Source organism: Undibacterium paludis (assembly GCF_022568815.1).
Lineage (GTDB): Bacteria > Pseudomonadota > Gammaproteobacteria > Burkholderiales > Burkholderiaceae_D > Undibacterium.
In genome coordinates this window covers 44,291-63,249 of record NZ_JAKZHX010000016.1, presented here as the reverse complement: position 1 = coordinate 63,249, position 18,959 = coordinate 44,291, and the positions used below count along the sequence as shown (strand labels likewise).

The window sequence follows — 18,959 nt, the reverse complement described above, 5'->3', positions numbered from 1 at the left end:
ATTTTGTGGCCAGCACAGGTTTGCGCACTGGCCGAGATTGCAGCCACTATTTTAATTTCAAACGCCACAATGAAGTAATTTCTTTGACACGCGCCGCATGTAAAGGATCATTTTCATCTGTGGATTTGGGGTGGCGCGGTTTGATATCCAGCTTGCCTGCTACTATCAGGCCACCGGCAGCTATCCATTCCGGTAAATCGCTTGCGCTGCGCAGGCCCAGGTGCTCGGCAAAGTCGGACATGATCAGCCAGGCTTCACCCTGAGGTTCCAGATGGGCTGCCACACCGGCCAGAAAGCCACGCAACATGCGGCTGTCAGGGTCATACACGGCATATTCTATCGGTGAATTCGGTCGGGCGGGCAGCCAGGGCGGGTTGCAAACCACCAGTGGTGCACGACCTGGTGGGAACAGGTCAGCTTCCAGCAATGTCACCTGGTCAGACATACCCAGCCTGTTCAGGTTGTCTTGCGCACAAGCCAGGGCGCGCCGGTCCTGGTCGGTGGCGACGACCTTGTTAATGCCACGTTTGATCAGCAAGGCTGACAGCACACCAGTCCCTGCACCGATATCAAAAGCCAGTGCTGTTGACGGCAGGGGGGCATTGGCGAGCAGGTCCAGATACTCACCGCGCACCGGGGAGAACACGCCATAATAGGGATGAATTTTCGCTCCCAGCGTGGCAATCTCCACACCATTCTTGCGCCACTCATGGGCGCCGATCAAACCCAGCAGTTCACGCAGTGAAGCAACAAAGGCTGTTGTTGCTTCGCCATAAACCTCCTGGCAGGCAAGGCTGACATCAGGTGCACGACGCAAGGGTATGCGGTAGTCGGCCTCAAAGGGGATCAGCAACATGGCCAGTACGCGTGCACGTTGTGACTGTGCCTGTCTGTGCAAATGAAATGCCTCTGTTGCGCTGGCAGGGGACTTGCCTTTTTTTGCCGCCTTGCCCGGTTTTTTATCCATGCGTCTGGCCATGGCCTGCAATAATTGCTTGGCATTGTGGTAGTCGCCACGCCATAGCAGGGCGGTACCTTCGCATGCGAACTTGTAGGCGGTTTCCACGTTCATGCGGTCATCTGCAAGCTGTACGCGTTTCGGCGGCTGGGCACCGCTTTCTGAATGCCAGCGACAGGATCTGGCCTGGTCGTTTTCTATCCAGTGTAATTCCGGGGTAGGGCTGGGGGATGAGCTGTTCATATTGTTCTTTTTAGAAGGGGGTAAGCGTGTAAAGGTCGCTGGGACGGGTTTCTCGCCCGGTTTGTGGAAACTGTTTTTGCGCGACCAGCAAAGCTTGTTAAGGCTGGAGTGTAACAAAGAAAACCAGGTTTCTCTCTGGTACTTGTCTCTTGCATGGATTTCTTGTCACTGACCCAGCCATAATCTTGCCAATAATTTATCTTTGTGAGCATCCGATAAAAATATGAGTGAGCCTGTTCATCTTATGATAGCCTTCCGTTCTTAATATATTAAGCCCGTGAGACTAAAACCATGCCCATATCTTTTCGTCCTGCCCTGATCGCCGCCTTATTCTCTTCTGTAACTTGCCTGGGCCTGTCTGCCACTGTCGGACTGACCCAAGCCGTTGCTGCCCCTGCATCTGTTGCTGGCAGTACCAGGGCGGATCAACAGTTCGTTAAAACCAAGGCGGCTTTTCTCCAGGCTTTGTGGCAGCAAGACCCGGATATGGCAATGGCAGCAGGCAAATATCAGGACGCCAACAAACTGGTTTTGCCTGATCAGGCAAGCCGTGCAGCTTACGTCAGTTTCGTTGATCACTGGCTGGCGCAACTGGACAAGGTGAATGATGAGCAATTGTCAGCAAAGGAGCAGACTGACCTGGCATTGATACGTAACTACCTCAAAGGTTCGCACTGGTACCTGACGCAGTTCCGTGAATTTGAATGGAATCCGACGCAATATAATATTGCCGGCAGCTTTGATGCCATTCTCAATACCGATTTTGCTCCCAAGGCGAAACGGGTGCGGGTGGCAATCCAGCGTCTGCAGAATGTACCAGCCTATTATCTGGCTGCCAAGGCCAGCATCAAGAATCCGACACCTGAGCATACACGCCTGGCGATCAAGCAAAGTGCCGGTGCCATATCTGTACTGGCTGAACTCGAAAAAGCAGCGGCAGCAGAAAAACTGGACAGTAAAGACAAGGCAGCTCTTGATGAAGGGCTGAAAAATGCCAGGGCAGCGGTCGGCGATTATGTGCAATTCCTCGAAGCGCTGGAAAAGACGCTTGACCCGGCTACGGCACGCTCTTTCCGCATAGGCAAGGAGCTGTATGAGGGCAAATTTGCCGCTGACATCCAGTCCAGCTTCAGTGCGGAGCAGGCTTACCAGCGCGCCATCAAGGCCAAGGAAGAGGCGCACCGCAATATGGAAAAACTGGCTGACCAGCTTTGGGATAAAACCATGGGTGGTCAGGCCAAGCCGGCAGATGGCGTCAAGAAAATCGCCATGGTCATCGACAAGCTGTCAGAAAATCATGTGGCAGCCAAAGACCTGTATCCTGAAATCCGTCGCCAGCTTCCGCAACTGGAAAAATGGATACGTGAACATGACCTGGTCAGCCTGGACCTGAAAAAGCCGCTGGTCGTGCGTGAAACGCCGGAATACCAGCGTGGTGTCACTGTGGCGTCCATCGAAGCGCCAGGCATCTTCAGGCCCAACGACAAGACCTATTACAACGTTACTCCCTTTGACGGGCAACCGGCAGAGCAGGTAGAAAGCACGCTGCGTGAATACAATCACTGGGTCTTGCAGGTGTTGAATATCCATGAAGCCATCCCTGGTCATTACACGCAATTACAGCATGCCAACCAGTCTCCCTCCGTGATCAAGACATTGTTCGGTAACGGCGCGATGGTGGAAGGTTGGGCCGTGTATAGCGAACGCATGATGCTGGAATCAGGCTATGGTGGCAACACGCCTGAGATGTGGCTCATGTATTACAAATGGAATTTGCGTGCAGTCTGCAACACCATACTCGATTATCAAGTCCATGTACTGGGCATGACGGAAGCAGAAGCCAAAGACTTTCTGGTGAACCAGGCTTTCCAGACCAAGGCGGAGTCGGACGGCAAATGGTTGCGCGTGCAATATACCTCTGTGCAGTTGACCAGTTACTTCAGTGGCTATAGTGAGATACTTGAGTTACGCGAGCAGCTCAAGAAACAGCAGGGTGATAAATTCAAGCTCAAGCAATTCCATGAGCAATTCCTGAGCTATGGCAGCGCCCCGGTCGGCATGATCAAGAAGCTGATGCTGAAGGATGCTGTCAAATAAAAACTGATTCTTTCTCTAAAAATTATCCATGCGCCCTGATATTTATAAAGTCAGCCAGATCGGAAAAGGCTTCCTGGCTGTCATGGCCAAACCTGTCGCGGGAGAATGGATAGAAGATGAATTTCGTGGGATTGCGCAGTTCGGCATACGCAGACTTGTGTCCTTGCTCGAGTCCCATGAAATCCGTGAACTGGGTCTGCAAACGGTACCCGGCTTATGTGCTGCACATCAGATTGATTTCGTGCATTTCCCCATCAAGGACAGAGGCTTGCCATCGTCTCTTTCTGCCACGCAGGAATTGGTGACGCAAGTACACAACGACCTGCTCCATGGACAGAATACTGTCATCCACTGTCGTGCCGGGATAGGGCGGACTGGTTTGCTTGCCTCGGCAGTCCTGATCCGGCATGGACTTGATGTGATGACGGCGCTGGCGACAGTCAGCAAAGCGCGTGGCATTACGGTTCCCGATACCGAAGAACAAATTGACCGGCTGAAAAAGCATCAGGCTGCGTTGCGCGCTTGAGTCCCGGATTTTTATCCATTTCCCAATAAATATTCTTCCAGGGAATTTTAATTTCCCTGTAGAAAAATATTTCCTTGTCTGTTTTGGTGCAAGCGAAAAAATTGTGGTGCAAAAACTGTAGAAATGCACAAAACAGATAAGCAACAGTGGTTTTTTCACAAATCTGTTAAAAAAAGTCAAACCAAGGTAACAAAACTGACATATGTCGATGTTAATCTAGTAATCGTTTGCGCAAACGATTGCCTGTTTAAATTGTCGTTAAATCTCGTTTCTGGAAAGCTGCAAACAGCATGGTGGTAAGAATAATAGGTAAAAGCTGTACAAGAATGGCTGCTTACAGATATCTGAACAAGGCTGAAATCAAGAAGCGAGGGGGCAAACCTGTACCGGCAACGGGCAGGAGCGCGATGGCAATATTTCCCCTGCTTTGACAATTTCACCTGAGTGACGATGTTCTGCTGGTCAGCCTCACACATCAAATCAAATAGATTCACTCAGGGGGAATATCTGTATGCAATGTTTTCAAAGAAACAGCAAACTAAAAGTGCTGGCTTTACAACTGGGCTTGATTTTTACAGTTGGTTTTACTGGTATGGGGTCTGCTTACGCATCCATACCCGACCATCATGAATTTGATGCCAGTTTGCACGTACCGTACCGTTCTGACGCCAAGGCTGGTACCGAATCCCGTTATTTCACGATGGAATTTGAGTATCCCTATGTCAGCAAGGAGCAGGCAATCACCTGGCGTCTGGAATTGCTGGGCGCTGATGGACGTGTCATTGATCACTGGTATGGCGTGGAAAAGCTGTTCAAGAAAACAGTTAGCACACAAATGTTCTGGAGTGGTCGTGGTCCGAACGGTGAAGTACTGAGAAGCGGCGTCTACCAGGTCAGGCTGACCGCCAAGGCCAGCGATGCATCGGCAATCCAGGTCACAGCTGGCAACAATGCGGCAAACAACATGGCTGCTATAGTTGAACGTGCGCTGGCAGTACACGATACAGAAATCATCACGCAAAGCTGGCCTTTGCAGGTCGGCAGCTTACCGGCAGCAAAAATGCCTGCTTTCGCCGGTCTGGCAACCAAGACCAGCAAAGCACAGGCAACAGTGGCCCGTCAAAGTACCGCTGGCGTAGCACCACCGCCGGCTGCGGCTGCCGGCTCCTTGCCCTATACCGTTTATTACGGCAACCTGCACAGCCAGACCAATCATAGCGACGGCGGCGGTGAGTTGAGTTCCTGTACCGGTGCGCAAAATCCGCAGTCATCTGCCTATGGCCCTACCGAGGCTTACCAGTTCGCGCTGAACAAGGGGCTCGATTTCCTGATGACATCAGAACACAATCATATGTATGACGGTTCTGACAGCACCAATACTTCAGCCAATCCGGCGACTGCCAAGAACCTGTTCCAATCCGGGCTTGCAGCTGCCACCAGTTTCAATTCCAGCCACCCTGGTTTCCTCGGTATTTATGGCCTGGAATGGGGAGTGATCAATAACGGTGGTCACATGAATATTTTCAACACCACTGAATTGCTGGGTTGGGAATATAACAGCAGTAATCAGCTGATTGCCGACACGCTGACACCGAAAAATGATTATGCAGCCCTGTACACATTGATGCGCCAGCGCGGCTGGGTAGGGCAATTCAATCATCCTTCCAGCAGTGGCCAGTTTATTGTCAATGGCACCGCCCTGGGTTATACCGCTGACGGCGACCAGGCCATGGTCGCTTGTGAAGTCATGAATACATCGGCTTTCTCCACCAATACCACAGAAACAGAAACCAGCCGCAGCAGCTATGAAGGCGCCTGTAACAAGGCACTGGAAGCTGGCTACCATGTCGCCTTTACGACGGACCAGGATAACCACTGTGCAAACTGGGGTGCTTCCTACACCAATCGCACCGGTGTATTGCTGGCTAATGGCGCGGCGTTCAACAATGCCAATTTTATCGATGCTCTGAAGGCTCGCCGCATTTTCGCGACCATGGACAAGAATTCGCAAATCGTCCTGACCGCCAATGGTCATTTGATGGGCGAACGTTTTACCAACAGTGGTGCGTTAACCCTGGTCAGCAACTTCGCCAGTACGGCAGGCCGTACTGTATCCACGGTAGCGATCTATGAAGGTGTTCCTGGTCGTAACGGCACAGTAACGCAATTGTCCAGCACTGCCACTACGACCATCACACCTGCAGTGGGTGAGCATTTTTACTATGCAAAAATTACCCAGGATGACGGCAAGATTCTGTGGTCTGCACCGATTTGGGTGACACAGTCCAATACAACTGACACGACACCACCAACTGTCAGTGTCAGCGAATCGGGCAGCAGCGGCACCATCAGCCTGTCAGCCAATGCAAGTGATAATGTCGGCGTGACCAAAGTTGAGTTTTATGTCGATGGTGCATTGAAAGGGGCGGCCACAAGCACACCTTACAGCCTGAGCCTGAACTCCACGACCCTGAGCAATGCCAGCCACAGCCTGGTTGCCAAGGCCTATGATGCGGCCAATAATGTTGGTACCTCATCAGCCGTCAGTTTCACGATCAATAACCCTGTCAGTGACACGACAGCACCGACGGTCAGTGCCAGTGAGAGTGGCAGCAGCGGTACAATCACACTGTCAGCCAATGCGACTGACAATGTGGGTGTTACCAAAGTCGAGTTTTACGTCGATGGCGCTTTGAAGGCAACCAGTACGACAGCACCGTATTCAACGACATTGAATTCGACCACGCTGTCCAATGGTACGCATAGCCTGACGGCCAAAGCCTATGACGCTGCCAACAACATTGGCACTTCTTCGGCTGTGAGCTTTACTGTCAATAACAGCACTTCAACACAGTTGATCGCCAATGGTGGTTTCGAGAGTGGCACCAGTTCCTGGACTGCCACCTCCGGTGTCATCAGCAACAGTGGATCTGAAGTGTCGCGTACTGGCAGCTACAAGGCATGGCTGAACGGCTACGGCAGTGCTCACACCGATACGCTGTACCAGCAAGTGACGATACCTGCGACGGCAACATCGGCGACCCTGAGTTTCTGGTTGAAAGTCAGTTCGGACGAAACTACGACCACGCAAGCCTATGACACCCTGAAGGTGCAAGTGCAAAACAGCAGTGGCACCGTATTGGCGACGCTGGCAACTTATTCCAACCTGAACAAGGGTTCGACTTATCTCAACAAAACCTTTGACCTTAGCTCTTATAAGGGCCAGACCATACGTGTGTATTTTGTCGGCGTAGAAGGCAGCGTGACAGCGACATCTTTCCTGCTTGATGACATATCGCTGATCGCGCAATAAGAAGCAAAAAACAGTAAAAAAGCAGCAAAGCCTTAAACATGAAAACCCGCCGTTCGCAAAGAACGGCGGGTTTTTTATTGAAGGATATCCATCAGGTATGAGGCCAGAACGAAAATTTCAGGATCAAGATACAATCGGGCATGGAGTCGCTTGTTCATACTGCTAATCAAAGTGTTGACTAAACCATCTACAGGAAAAAGCCATGCATATCAGGTTCTATCACGCACAAGAGGCAAACTGCTGTGAACGTATATTATGGATGCTGAACTATAAGCAGCTTGCCTATGAACGTATTGATGTCGGCTTGGGTGATGTCGGTGAGCATGTCAGGTTGCATAGCCCGTTCGCCAGGGTACCTCTGATGGAGGTAGATGGCATTCCCCTGAGCGAGTCCATGGCCATGGCTGAGTTCATCGAAGAAATCGCACCGCAGCCGCCTTTGCAATACACGGACCTGTTTGCCCGTGCACAGGTGCGCGAAATATGCGAAGCAGTCAATTCGTCCATACATCCTCAGCAAAACGGCAGCACAGTTCGGTATTTCCATCCTGAATGGAGCAGGGAGCAAATGAAGCCGGTGCGGGCAAAATGGCTGCACATCAATCTCGACAGGCTGCAACCCCGTCTGTGGCGCAGCAGCCAGTTTGCCGTTGGGACGCAGTTTACCCAGGCTGACATTTTTGTCAGCATCATTTATCGCAAGGCAGTAGACCTGGGCATACCTGTCAGTGATTTGCCGCGCTATGAGCAATACTGGCAATTTTTGATGTCGCAGGAAGCGATACGCAATAGCTGCCCTGTGTTGTGAAGTACGTCTTGCCCGACGTCTTTAGATCAAGGACACAAATTGACCAAAAAAATTTTCTGGGATGACCCTTACCAGACCAGCCTGACTACTCAGGTCATCAGAGTTGAAGGTCCTGACGTGCATCTCGCGTCGACCATCTTCTTTGCTTTTTCCGGAGGGCAGGAGAGTGATGCCGGTAGCATAGGTGGCCATGCAGTGACGGCCGCACGTAAAGAAGGTACGGAGATTGTTTATACCCTTGATGACGAGCATGGGTTGGCGGTCGGGCAGGAAGTGGATGTCCGTATAGACTGGGCGCGGCGTTACCGCCTCATGCGCCTACATTTTGCTGCTGAGCTGGTGCTGGAATTGTTTTATCAATCACTGCCAGGCGTTGGCAAGGTGGGGGCGCATATTGCGCAGGACAAGGCGCGCATAGATTTTGTCTGGACAGAGAGTATTGCGCCATTATTACCGGGCTATACGCAACAGGCCCAGGCCATCATTGACGCCAATCTCGATATCGTCTGTGCATTTGAGGATGAAGCGACAGAAAGACGTTACTGGGAAATTGCCGGGTTTTCCCGTGTGCCCTGCGGTGGTACCCATGTCAAACGCAGCGGTGAACTGGGGCAGATAAGATTGAAGCGCAACAATATAGGGCGCGGTAAGGAACGTGTAGAGATTTATCTGACGCCATAAATAAACAAGGGCGGATGAGGCCGCCCTTGTTCTTGTGCAAAATGGCTTTATCGCTTATTGCCCCTTTACTGACTCATTAATTGTCCCATTATTTTCCGAACAGAGAAGAAAACTGTTGCAGGACAGAAGCCGGGTCGATATTGCCTGAATCCGGCACCTGACCATGTGGGGTCAGATGATCGATAATGCCAGGCAGGAATTCTGCCAGATGGCTGGCTGCACCTTCGTGGGAAATGCCGGCAGCATCTGCCAGTTGCTGCAATTGTCCGCCGCTTAGTGCCTGCTGGATTTGTGCTGCAGAGATAGGCATATTCTGCCCTGTCCCGACCCAGGATTGCACGATGTCGGCCAGGCCATTCTGGTGAAATGCGCTGATCAGGTTCTGCAAACCGCCGACACCGCCAGGCTGTTTGTCACCCAGCATGCCGACTACTGCCTGTAGTAACATGGATTTGGGGTCATTGCCCTGGTTCACGCCGCCGAGCATGCCTAATGCGCTATCTAATAATCCCATGATATTCCTTTGTTTATGGTTTTTTCAGTCATGCCAGTGTAGAGTTAAATCGTGGATGGAATTGTGAATTTTGTATTAAATTTGACGATGTTTTACTGCCAGGGCAATATTTCTCCGGTAAGGCAAAACCTGCTTACATGCCACCCCAGGCGGCATTCAAGATGGCAATGGCTGCCAGCCCTGCTGTTTCGGTACGCAAGATGCGCGGCCCCATGGACAAGGCCAGTACGCCATGCTTGATGGCCAGGTTTTCTTCCTCGTCCGAGTAGCCACCTTCCGGCCCTATCATCAGGCTGACTGCCTGTGCCGGATGATGGCGTGCCCAGTCGGCCAGCGAATGCTCTGCGCGGGGTGACAGCAGTATGCGCTGGTGCATGTCTTGCTGGGCCAGCCACTGACTGAAGTTCATCAGCGGCGCCAGGTGTGCCAGGCGGTTGCGGCCACATTGCTCCGCTGCAGCAATGATGATGCCTTGCCAGTGAGCCAGTTTTTTTTCTGCCCTTTCTGCCGACAGCTTGACGACGCAACGCTGGGCCGCCAGCGGTTGTATCGCGCTGACGCCAAGTTCCATGGCTTTCTCTATGATCCAGTCCATCTTTGACGCTTCTGGCAGTGCCTGCACCAGATTCAGGGAATAGGGCAATTCGCATTCTTCAGGCAAGAACACCTTGACTTCGGCACCTACTTTCTTTTTGCCTACTTCAGTGAGGGTGGCAACATAGCTGCCGCCTTCACCGTTGAATATGCAGATCTTGTCGCCGACATTCTGGCGTAATACAAACACATGGTGGGCTGCCTCATCGGGCAAATCGATTGTGTCACCGATGCTTAGCGGGAGCGGGCAATAGAAACGTGGCATGCAAATCTCGATATTCTTTACTTTAATTCCGTACTTTGTTTAATAGGTCATGCAGGCTGCATTCAACATTCCCAACCCAAGGCTAAGTGCACCGAGGAATATGCCAGAAGCAATTTTATTGTCAGGGATGTCGGACACAATGCCGGGCAAAATCAGGCGCGCCACCCCGAACGCCAGCAATTGTATGACCAGGGCGACTACCCCCCAGAAACACATGTCGACCAGGCTGACACTGTTGGCGATGGCTGAGGCCAGCGCCGTACAATAACCAAGCACTGCGCCAGACAGGCTGGCAGCGGCGGCGCAATTGCCTTCACGTATCAAGGCAATTTCACGGTAAGGTGTGATGCGGATATAGATGACAACAAACAGAGCCAGCAAGACAAAGGCGGCAGCGATGTGACTGAAGAAGGCGATCAGTCCGTGTGCCAGTAATTGTTCACTCATGGAATATCCTATTCAACAAAGTAATGTGGGATGAAGCGGCTGGTGTTTTTTGTGATCAGTGTTTCATCTTCACGTATGCCTATGCCGGCAGGTTCATCACCAACTATCCACGCCCCTATTGATGTGTAGGCTGGTGTGATGCCGTCGTCAAATTTTGGTTGTGGTGCATAAGCCTGGTAGATATAACCTTCTTCACCGTAATCACCTTCTGTGCGTATGACCTGGCCATTGGCATAGATGGAAATATTTTCTCCTTCACGTGAATACAGGGGTTTTTTCACATGATTACCACTGATGCGCCAGGCGTCAAAAAAGGCAGGTAGAAGGTTGGGGTGATTCGGGAATAGTTCCCACAGTATTGGCAGGATTGCCTTGTTGGACAAGATCATCTTCCAGGCAGGTTCGATGATGCGCATGGGACGTGTCAATAACTGGCTGGAAAAGTCTTCACGGCACAGCCATTCCCAGGGGTAGAGTTTGAACAGGTTGTCGACTTGGCTGTCGGCATCATCGACAAAGACTCCGGCACTGTCGTCCCAGCCCAGGTCTTCTATGGCACATTGTTTTGTGGCAAAGCCTGCCTGTATGGCAGTATCGCGCAGGTAGGATAGATTACCTTCATCTTCTTCATTGCCGCCAACGCAGGCAAAATGCAGCAAGCCTTTGCCGGGGTACTTTTTCCATCGTTCTATCAATTTTTCATGCAGGGAATTGAACTGGTCAGCATCCGGATGTACGTCCTGCAGCCAATACCACTGGGCGACGCTGGATTCCACCAGGCCGGTAGGTGTATCGGCATTGTATTCCAGCATCTTGGGCGCACCGGTGCCATCCCATGACAGGTCAAAACGACCATAGAGCGAGAACTCTTTTTCGCGCCAGCTTTCTTCCACATGCGACCAGAAGGCTTTGGGTATGGCGAAGCGCTCCTGCATGCCATTCCTGATGACATGCTCAACGGCTTGCAGGGACATCTGGTGCAGGTCCAGGCTGGCCTGTTCCAGGATATCGATCTGCTCTGCGGTAAAGCAGTAGGCATAACGCTCATCCCAATACAAGCCATCAATTGAGTGATAGCTAAAGCCCAGTGATTCAAATTGCTGTTGCCAGCCTGTGCGCGGTGTCAGTGAGGTGCGTATCATCAACCGCCCCCGCTATGGCCGTGGGCCGTGCCACCAAAACCGCCACGACTGACGCTGCTGCGACTGACACTGCGGCTGATTGCATGGTCGCTGCCACTGCTTTGCACGCCAAAGCTTCTTTGTACGGTGTCACGATAACCGGGTGAATACAAGGGTCCGAAATAGCTATGGGTATAGCCGCTGTAATGGCTGCCACCGCTGCTGCCGCTAAGGCTGTTGCCGGTATTGCTGGCGCTGGTATCATCAATGGTGCCGGCCAGGCTGGCAGAATTCATGTCTTTGCTGGAGGCGACAGTTTCGCAGGCCGGACCATCACCCCAGTCCTTGCGGCAGTCTTCCAGACTCTGGTACTGGTCGCGTATGGTCGTCAATTCCTGGCTGCTGCCGCTGTCATTGCTGCTGCATGCAGTCAGGGCGGCACTGGTTACCAGCACTAAAGGCAGGCTGTGGCTGACTCTGCGTTTGCCATGTTGTTTGGTTTTTGTGGCACTCACGGTTTCTCCTGTTTTTCCCTATTCTTGGTTCAGGCTTGGGGCACCAGGTCTTTAACATAATTGGGTAGGGCGAACAATGCCTGATGCACTTCGCCATTGTAATACTTTAGCAATGGCAGGCTACGGTGTTTGATGCGCTGATTTACCGTTGACGCAGGCATTGTCTGTGGTCGTGCTTGCATGCTGGCAATGGCCATGCCCCAGATGGAGCCATAAAGGGGAATATACACCGTGTAAGGGGCCAGTTGCGGGAATACAAGCTGCAGTTTCTTCAATGTATCACTAAACCTTTGCGGGTGATAAAACGGGCTACCCAGATGCAGGACCAGCATGCCGTCTTCTTCCAGCCGCTGCGCGCAAGCCTGAAAAAAATCGACGGTCATGCAGCTTGCTGCCAGCGAACTGCCGGTGTGGGCATCCGGGCTGACCGGATCGGTCAGGTCCAGCAGTATCAGGTCAAACTGCTCCTCACAGGTGCGAACAAAGGCAAAGCCATCTTCATGCCGGTGTTGTATTTTTGAGTCATCAAGAGCACCTTTGTGGACGTTTTGCAGATGCTGGCGTGCCATGCTGACGACGTCAGCATCGATTTCACACAGGATGATACTCTCCATGCTGGGATGCTTGAGCAATTCTTCGCAAGAGCCGCCGTCTCCACCACCGATGATCAAGGCCCTGCGGGGGGCAGCATGGGCGATGGCTGCCGGATGCACCAGACATTCATGATAAAAGAATTCGTCTTTTTCTGAGGTCATCATGGCGCCATCAATGCGCATGATCCTGCCAAAATCCGTTGTCTCGGCAATCTCAATCTGCTGGAAACGGCTGCTCTGGCTTGCCAGCACCTTATTGATGCGGGTGGCGGCAAAGCTGTTGCTGCTCAAGGCTTCAAAGGCCAGGCCGGTGACGGGTAAGCCGGCAATGGGCAGGCCGCGTTGCAGTTCCTGGCGTGTTACGCTGGCAGGTTTGAACAGGGTGATCAGGGCGTCGACGATCTGCCTGGCTTTTGTGCCGTTGTCCTGGTTAAAGTTACAGACATAGACATCGAGTGTCACAGCGGCCCGTTCTGGCCAGGTATGGATGGCGACATGGGATTCTGCCAGCAACAGGGCGCCGGTGATGCCCGCCGGACTGCCGTCATTGTGGGTGAACGGATGGAATTTTTCACCCACGATGGTCATGCCAGCTGCCAAGGTAATGGCGGTCAGGGTATCACGCAGGCTTTGCTGGTTGATAAAAAAATCCTTGCCAGCTTCACAATCGAAGCAGTCGGCGGTCAGATGCAAGCCTTCCATAAATTCTTTTTTCTGATTCTTGTGAGTTATTGTGCGTTGCTATCTATGGGGGCAAAGATGCCTTGCAAATCATCGGCCGTCAATTGCATGCTGCCGATGTCGCCCTGGTCAAGTATGGCGCGCGCCAGATCGGATTTTTGGGCCTGCATTTCCTGGATTCTTTCTTCCAGCGTCCCTTTGGCAATCAGTCGGTAGACGAATACAGGCTTGTCCTGGCCGATGCGCCAGGCGCGGTCCGTTGCCTGGTTTTCTGCTGCCGGGTTCCACCAGGGGTCATAATGGATAACAGTATCAGCGGCAGTCAGGTTCAAACCCACGCCACCGGCTTTAAGACTGATCAGGAAGAGCGGTATATCACCTTCCTGGAAACTGCGCACGACGTCACCGCGATTGTCCGTGTCACCCGTCAGTAAGGCATAGCGGTGTTTTTTTTCATCCAGTGCCTGGGCGATCAAGTCCAGCATGCTGGTGAATTGTGAAAAAACCAGAATCTTGCGGCCTTCTTCCAGTAATTCGTCGACCATATCCAGCAATTCAGTCAGTTTAGCTGATGGCGGCGTTTTCGCCTTGGCGGGTTTTGCTCCGGTAATCTTGACCAGGCGCGGGTCACAGCATACCTGACGTAACTTGAGCAAGGCATCGAGTATCACGATCTGGCTGCGAGCAACGCCTTTTTTGGCGATTTCTTCGCGAACCTTTTCATCCATGGCCAGGCGTACGGTCTCATACAGGTCACGTTGTGCGCCCGTCAGTTCTATATGCCTGACGATCTCGGTTTTTGCAGGCAACTCCGTCGCAACCTTGTCCTTGGTGCGACGTAACAGGAAAGGCTTGATACGGCGTGTCAACAGGGCATGACGCTGGTTGTCGCCGAGCTTTTCTATAGGCTGGCGAAAATCCCTGGTAAATGTCTTGATATCACCGAGTAAACCGGGCATGAGGAAATTGAATTGCGACCACAGTTCACCGAGATGATTTTGCAGTGGCGTGCCGGTCAGGCACAGTCTGTGATTTGCCTGCAACATGCTGGCTGTCTGGCTGGCCTTGGCCTGGGCATTTTTGATGTACTGTGCTTCATCCAGTATCAGCAAATGATAGCGATGGCGACGCAAAGCTTCTTCATCGCGCGGCAGCAGGGCATAGGTGGTCAGTACCAGGTCTGCCTGCGGGATCTGCTCGAATAATTTGCTGCGGTCTTTACCCTGCAAGACCAGCACACGCAAATCAGGTGTGAAGCGGCGTGCTTCTGCCGCCCAGTTGTCCATCAGGCTGGTGGGGGCAATGACCAGCGCCGGTTGCGTTAGACGGCCAGCTTCTTTTTCTGTCAGGATATGGCTCAGGGTCTGTATGGTTTTGCCCAGGCCCATATCGTCTGCGAGTATGCCCGCGAGCTGGTATTCGCGCAAAAACTGCATCCAGGCCAGGCCCTCTTTTTGATAGTCACGCAAGCTTGCCTGCAAGCCCGCAGGTGGGGTGACACTTTGTATGCCACCAAATTCCGCCAGTCTTTGACCAAAAACCTGCAGACGTTCACCACCTATCCAGCGTAATTGCGTGGTGGCTGCCAGTTCTGCCAGACGGGCGGCATCAAGGGTAGGCAGGCGCAGACTGTCACCCGGTTGCTCATTGAAATACAGCTCGCCCAGAATCGTCAGTATGGGTTTGATACGTGCATAGGGCAGGGCGACGCGGCTATTGTCAGGCAGGGCCAGCAAGACTTGCTCGTCATCGGCACGCTGGTTCAATTGCTGCAGGCTGAAGTCTTGCGGGGTCTGGCGTATCAGACTCACCAGCAGGGGCAGTAATGATATCCTGGTCTGGTTGACAATAATGCCCAGTTCCAGGTCAAACCAGGGGGATTGCTGGTTTTCTTCTGCCACTTCGGCATACCAGTCTTCCACTTCCTGCAAATCATAGCGATAGCCGTTCAGCAATTCGACTATCCAGCCTTGCTCTTGTAAAGCCGGTAATTTGACCGTCGTGAACTTCAGCCAGGCGTTCTGATCTGCCAGCGTGTAAAAGTTGCTGTTGCCACCGTCAGGCGCCTCGACCATTTGAAAGCCGAGGTCCAGCATGGCTTGCAAGGCTTGATGTTCAGCCTGCCTGTTCCTGGTGATGTGCTCCACGCCATCATCAAGACGTCGTGTCAGTTTTTCTGTATCCATGTCGGCTGGGATGAGCAGGTCGTCATAGGCATAATTGAGCATGGCAAAGTCGCTTACATCCCAATCTGCTTCCGGATTGGTCACAGCACCCAGCATCAGGACGGGTTTCATGACGATGTCTGTACGCTGCGTCTGTTTCAGTTCGGCAGGCAGGGGGATGACATTTTGCAAACCAAGTTCAAGCAGGCGATGCGCCAATTCCTGACGTTTTTTTGTTTGCGCAGCGTTAATCGGCGGTGCTTCATTAACCAGCTTGAGCAATTCTGGCAAAGTATAGGCACCTGTCGAATTAGCATGCAATTTGCCACATTTTTCATGGGTAATAACCCATGGGGGATCAGTGGGCAGGATGTAGGGGGGCATGTCATTGCCAGTGTCAGCGATCTGCCAGTGCAGCCGCAAAAAGCCCTGTTCTTCCTGCCATTGCAAATGTGCCGGCAAATTATCCTGGTAAGTCAGTTTTTGCAGGATGCTTTGTTTGTTCTCGGTCTTGAGCCAATACAATTTGTCTGCCCTGGCCATGCGCTCAAGGACTTTTGCACCTATCTTGCCCTTTGGGGAGTAGTAGGAGAAATAGTAGGAATTCATCGTGCTCATGTTGAACAGGGCCAGTAATTCCATGTCCTCTTCATCAAGGAAATCGTTATTGCTCAGCAATTCCCTGGCATTGAGCGACAATTTGCTGTACTTCAATTCACCCTTTGCATTCAATTTTGACTTGCCCGGTATCAGACGCACTTCCTTGCTATTGGCCAGGGTGGACAGAGTGAAGATCAGGCGATCACTGCTTGTCTTGAGCTTCTTTTGCATGCCAGGTGGGTGGGCGGCGTTTTCATGCCGGGAGAACTCCAGCTCGTTAAGCCATTTTTGCTCGGCAAATGTCAGTTCAGACTTGCTTGCCTGGCGGGGCGAGGGAAGTTGTTGCCAATAATCCAATATGCTGATCAATACGGCGACGACGTGTTTGCAATTGTATTCAACCGGGCAACTGCAAGAGCCGTTGACGGCTTGCAGCTTTCCACTGGTAAAGGCCAGTTCTATTTCTTGTGTATAGATATTGCGTCCGCTGCCTTTGACTTCACTTTCTATGAAATCGTCATCGAAGCTCCAGCCTATCACTTTCTTGTCTGTTGCATAATCGATACCCTTTAGCAAGGTTGCGCGGTCAAACTCGTGGGATAAGTCATCGAACGTGAAATAACGGTTTTTTGAAGACATGCGTAAGTTTTGTAGGTAAATCAAGAAAGTTCGACTGACAAATTAGCTAGTTTGCACTGCCGAAGCGACGCAATTGTAGTATGGACCCCATGCTCTGGTAAAATATTGGGTTTTCGCGGGGATGATTTTTATTCCCGGCCTGCTTTACTGACCAGTTTTTTCCAAGACTATCTTCTGACACCATGATTTCATCTCTTCAGCCAGCAACACTCACCAAGATGGCCAATGCCATTCGTGCCTTGTCCATGGATGCCGTACAGAAAGCCAATTCCGGCCATCCTGGCGCGCCCATGGGCATGGCGGACATCGCTGTCGCACTGTGGAAAGGCCATTATCGCCACAATCCAGCCAATCCCAAATGGATTAATCGTGATCGCTTCGTGTTGTCAAATGGTCATGGTTCGATGTTGCATTATTCCCTGTTGCATCTGACAGGGTATGACCTGCCTATGGATGAAATCCGTAATTTCCGCCAGATGCATTCCAAAACTGCCGGCCATCCTGAAGTGCACATCACCCCGGGCGTGGAAACCACAACTGGTCCGCTTGGTCAGGGTATCACCAATGCCGTTGGCATGGCCCTGGCAGAAAAACTGCTGGCAGCTGAATTCAATCAGCCTGGCCACAATATTATTGATCATCATACTTATGCTTTCATGGGCGACGGCTGCCTGATGGAAGGCATTTCACATGAAGCCTGTTCCATTGCCGGCACACTGCAACTGAGCAAGCTGATTGCTTTCTGGGATGATAATGGCATCTCTATCGACGGTCATGTCGAAGGCTGGTTCACTGATGACACGCCAAAACGTTTTGAATCTTATGGCTGGAATGTCATTCGTGCGGTCGACGGCCACAATGCCGAAGCCGTATTCAATGCGATTGCTGCCGCCAAGGCCTCTGACAAACCTACACTGATCTGCTGCAAGACCATCATTGGCAAAGGTTCGCCGAACATGGAAGGCACACACAATGTGCATGGTGCCGCCCTCGGTGACAAGGAAGTCGCCGCCGTGCGCGCCCATATCGGTTGGGAATATCCCGCGTTTGAAGTGCCGGCAGATGTTTATTCCGCCTGGGATGCCAAGGCGGACGGCGCCAAAGCCGAAGGCGCATGGAATGAACAGTTTGCAGCTTATGCCGCACAATTTCCGCAAAAAGCGGCGGAACTGACACGCCGTATGAAGGGCGATTTGCCAGCCAACTTCGATGAAGTGGTGGCGAAGGCGATTGCATCCTGCGTAGAGAAAAAAGAAAATATCGCTACCCGCAAAGCCAGCCAGAATGCGATCCAGGCATTTGCGCCATCGCTGCCAGAGTTCCTCGGTGGGTCTGCGGACTTGACCGGTTCCAACCTGACCAACTGGAAAGAATGCGTGGCCGTCCGCGGCAACCAGGCTGGCAATCATATTAATTATGGTGTGCGTGAATTTGGCATGAGCGCAATGATGAACGGTATCGCCCTGCATGGTGGTTACATCCCGTTTGGCGCGACCTTCCTGACTTTCTCTGATTACAGCCGCAATGCCATCCGTATGGCTGCGCTGATGAAAATCCGTACCCTGTTTGTATTCACCCATGACTCCATCGGTCTGGGCGAGGATGGTCCTACCCATCAATCGATAGAGCATGTTTCCAGCCTGCGCCTGATCCCCAACCTGGACAACTGGCGTCCATGTGACACGGTAGAGTCTGCCGCGGCCTGGGCTCATGCAGTCAAGCGTAATGACGGTCCGTCGACATTGATTTTCTCACGCCAGAACCTGCCTTACCAGGAGCGCAGCACCCAGCAGATCGCTGATATCCAGCGTGGCGGCTACGTCCTGCAAGACGCGGCAAATGCCAAGGCTGTATTGATTGCTACTGGTTCCGAGATTGAACTGGCTGTCAAGTCTGCTGCCGAGCTGGCACAGCAGGGCATCCCTGTGCGTGTCGTGTCCATGCCGTCGACCGACGTGTTCGACCGCCAGGACGCAGCCTATAAAGCTGCGGTGCTGGGCAAGGGTTTGCCACGTGTCGCCATCGAAGCCGGTGTGACCGACTTCTGGTACAAGTACGTAGGTCTGGAAGGTGCGGTTGTCGGTATTGATACCTTCGGTGAATCAGCACCGGCAGGCGTTCTGTTCAAGCATTTTGGCTTCACTGTTGACAACGTCGTTGCCAAAGTGAAAGCGACATTGGTTTAATTAAGTAAGATTC

At 52.2% G+C, this 18,959-nt stretch carries 14 protein-coding genes; 6 read left to right on the top strand and 8 right to left on the bottom strand.

The genetic code is table 11. The features are described from left to right. Nucleotides 1–46 precede the first annotated feature (46 nt). The gene (locus LZ463_RS23815; RefSeq protein WP_241458796.1) at nucleotides 47–1,201 is read right to left on the bottom strand and encodes a methyltransferase; all 1,155 of its coding nucleotides are present in this window, start codon (nucleotides 1,199–1,201) and stop codon (nucleotides 47–49) included. Nucleotides 1,202–1,492: 291 nt separating this feature from the next. Here LZ463_RS23815 and LZ463_RS23810 point away from each other — a divergent pair, with 291 nt between their 5' ends. The 5 genes from LZ463_RS23810 (at nucleotide 1,493) to LZ463_RS23790 (ending at nucleotide 8,626) form a co-directional block, all read left to right on the top strand. Continuing rightward, the gene (locus LZ463_RS23810) at nucleotides 1,493–3,298 is read left to right on the top strand and encodes a DUF885 domain-containing protein (protein WP_241458795.1); all 1,806 of its coding nucleotides are present in this window, start codon (nucleotides 1,493–1,495) and stop codon (nucleotides 3,296–3,298) included. Nucleotides 3,299–3,326: 28 nt separating this feature from the next. Beyond that, nucleotides 3,327–3,824 carry a protein-tyrosine phosphatase family protein gene (locus LZ463_RS23805; RefSeq protein ID WP_241458794.1) on the top strand — a complete coding sequence of 166 codons (498 nt, stop codon included), beginning with the start codon at nucleotides 3,327–3,329 and terminating at the stop codon, nucleotides 3,822–3,824. A gap of 511 nt (nucleotides 3,825–4,335) precedes the next feature. Further along, a complete protein-coding gene (locus tag LZ463_RS23800; protein ID WP_241458793.1) occupies nucleotides 4,336–7,137 on the top strand; it encodes an Ig-like domain-containing protein in 2,802 nt (933 codons plus the stop codon). Nucleotides 7,138–7,339: 202 nt separating this feature from the next. Then, nucleotides 7,340–7,945 carry a glutathione S-transferase family protein gene (locus tag LZ463_RS23795; protein ID WP_241458792.1) on the top strand — a complete coding sequence of 202 codons (606 nt, stop codon included), beginning with the start codon at nucleotides 7,340–7,342 and terminating at the stop codon, nucleotides 7,943–7,945. 39 nt (nucleotides 7,946–7,984) lie between these two features. Next, nucleotides 7,985–8,626, top strand: coding sequence for an alanyl-tRNA editing protein (locus LZ463_RS23790; protein ID WP_241458791.1), 642 nt, complete (start codon nucleotides 7,985–7,987; stop codon nucleotides 8,624–8,626). 88 nt (nucleotides 8,627–8,714) lie between these two features. Here LZ463_RS23790 and LZ463_RS23785 read toward each other — a convergent pair whose 3' ends face one another. From LZ463_RS23785 to LZ463_RS23755, 7 genes are all read right to left on the bottom strand, one after another. After that, nucleotides 8,715–9,140, bottom strand: coding sequence for a YidB family protein (locus tag LZ463_RS23785; RefSeq protein WP_241458790.1), 426 nt, complete (start codon nucleotides 9,138–9,140; stop codon nucleotides 8,715–8,717). A 133-nt stretch (nucleotides 9,141–9,273) separates the two neighbouring features. After that, the gene (locus tag LZ463_RS23780) at nucleotides 9,274–9,999 is read right to left on the bottom strand and encodes a 16S rRNA (uracil(1498)-N(3))-methyltransferase (RefSeq protein WP_241458789.1); all 726 of its coding nucleotides are present in this window, start codon (nucleotides 9,997–9,999) and stop codon (nucleotides 9,274–9,276) included. 39 nt (nucleotides 10,000–10,038) lie between these two features. Beyond that, on the bottom strand, nucleotides 10,039–10,446 hold the full coding sequence (locus LZ463_RS23775) for a DUF350 domain-containing protein (RefSeq protein WP_241458788.1): 408 nt from the start codon (nucleotides 10,444–10,446) through the stop codon (nucleotides 10,039–10,041). Between the two features lie 8 nt (nucleotides 10,447–10,454). Beyond that, nucleotides 10,455–11,588, bottom strand: a complete 1,134-nt coding sequence (locus LZ463_RS23770; RefSeq protein WP_241458787.1) for a glutathionylspermidine synthase family protein — start codon at nucleotides 11,586–11,588, stop codon at nucleotides 10,455–10,457. Continuing rightward, nucleotides 11,588–12,082 carry a hypothetical protein gene (locus LZ463_RS23765; protein ID WP_241458786.1) on the bottom strand — a complete coding sequence of 165 codons (495 nt, stop codon included), beginning with the start codon at nucleotides 12,080–12,082 and terminating at the stop codon, nucleotides 11,588–11,590. The genes LZ463_RS23770 and LZ463_RS23765 overlap by 1 nt, the downstream gene beginning before the upstream one ends. Nucleotides 12,083–12,111: 29 nt before the next feature. Then, a complete protein-coding gene (gene speE / locus LZ463_RS23760) occupies nucleotides 12,112–13,377 on the bottom strand; it encodes a polyamine aminopropyltransferase (RefSeq protein WP_241458785.1) in 1,266 nt (421 codons plus the stop codon). 26 nt (nucleotides 13,378–13,403) lie between these two features. Continuing rightward, nucleotides 13,404–16,760, bottom strand: coding sequence for a DEAD/DEAH box helicase (locus tag LZ463_RS23755; protein ID WP_241458784.1), 3,357 nt, complete (start codon nucleotides 16,758–16,760; stop codon nucleotides 13,404–13,406). 182 nt (nucleotides 16,761–16,942) lie between these two features. Here LZ463_RS23755 and tkt point away from each other — a divergent pair, with 182 nt between their 5' ends. Next, complete coding sequence (tkt, locus tag LZ463_RS23750) at nucleotides 16,943–18,946, top strand: transketolase (protein ID WP_241458783.1); 2,004 nt, start codon at nucleotides 16,943–16,945, stop codon at nucleotides 18,944–18,946. Nucleotides 18,947–18,959 lie beyond the last annotated feature (13 nt).

Excerpts from the sequence above, each read along its gene's own strand:
- LZ463_RS23815 (WP_241458796.1), bottom strand. The coding sequence starts at position 1,201 with ATGAACAGCTCATCCCCCAGCCCTACCCCGGAATTACACTGGATAGAA.
- LZ463_RS23810 (WP_241458795.1), top strand. The coding sequence starts at position 1,493 with ATGCCCATATCTTTTCGTCCTGCCCTGATCGCCGCCTTATTCTCTTCT.
- LZ463_RS23805 (WP_241458794.1), top strand. The coding sequence starts at position 3,327 with ATGCGCCCTGATATTTATAAAGTCAGCCAGATCGGAAAAGGCTTCCTG.
- LZ463_RS23800 (WP_241458793.1), top strand. The coding sequence starts at position 4,336 with ATGCAATGTTTTCAAAGAAACAGCAAACTAAAAGTGCTGGCTTTACAA.
- LZ463_RS23795 (WP_241458792.1), top strand. The coding sequence starts at position 7,340 with ATGCATATCAGGTTCTATCACGCACAAGAGGCAAACTGCTGTGAACGT.
- LZ463_RS23785 (WP_241458790.1), bottom strand. The coding sequence starts at position 9,140 with ATGGGATTATTAGATAGCGCATTAGGCATGCTCGGCGGCGTGAACCAG.
- LZ463_RS23780 (WP_241458789.1), bottom strand. The coding sequence starts at position 9,999 with ATGCCACGTTTCTATTGCCCGCTCCCGCTAAGCATCGGTGACACAATC.
- LZ463_RS23775 (WP_241458788.1), bottom strand. The coding sequence starts at position 10,446 with ATGAGTGAACAATTACTGGCACACGGACTGATCGCCTTCTTCAGTCAC.
- LZ463_RS23770 (WP_241458787.1), bottom strand. The coding sequence starts at position 11,588 with ATGATACGCACCTCACTGACACCGCGCACAGGCTGGCAACAGCAATTT.
- speE (WP_241458785.1), bottom strand. The coding sequence starts at position 13,377 with ATGGAAGGCTTGCATCTGACCGCCGACTGCTTCGATTGTGAAGCTGGC.
- LZ463_RS23755 (WP_241458784.1), bottom strand. The coding sequence starts at position 16,760 with ATGTCTTCAAAAAACCGTTATTTCACGTTCGATGACTTATCCCACGAG.
- tkt (WP_241458783.1), top strand. The coding sequence starts at position 16,943 with ATGATTTCATCTCTTCAGCCAGCAACACTCACCAAGATGGCCAATGCC.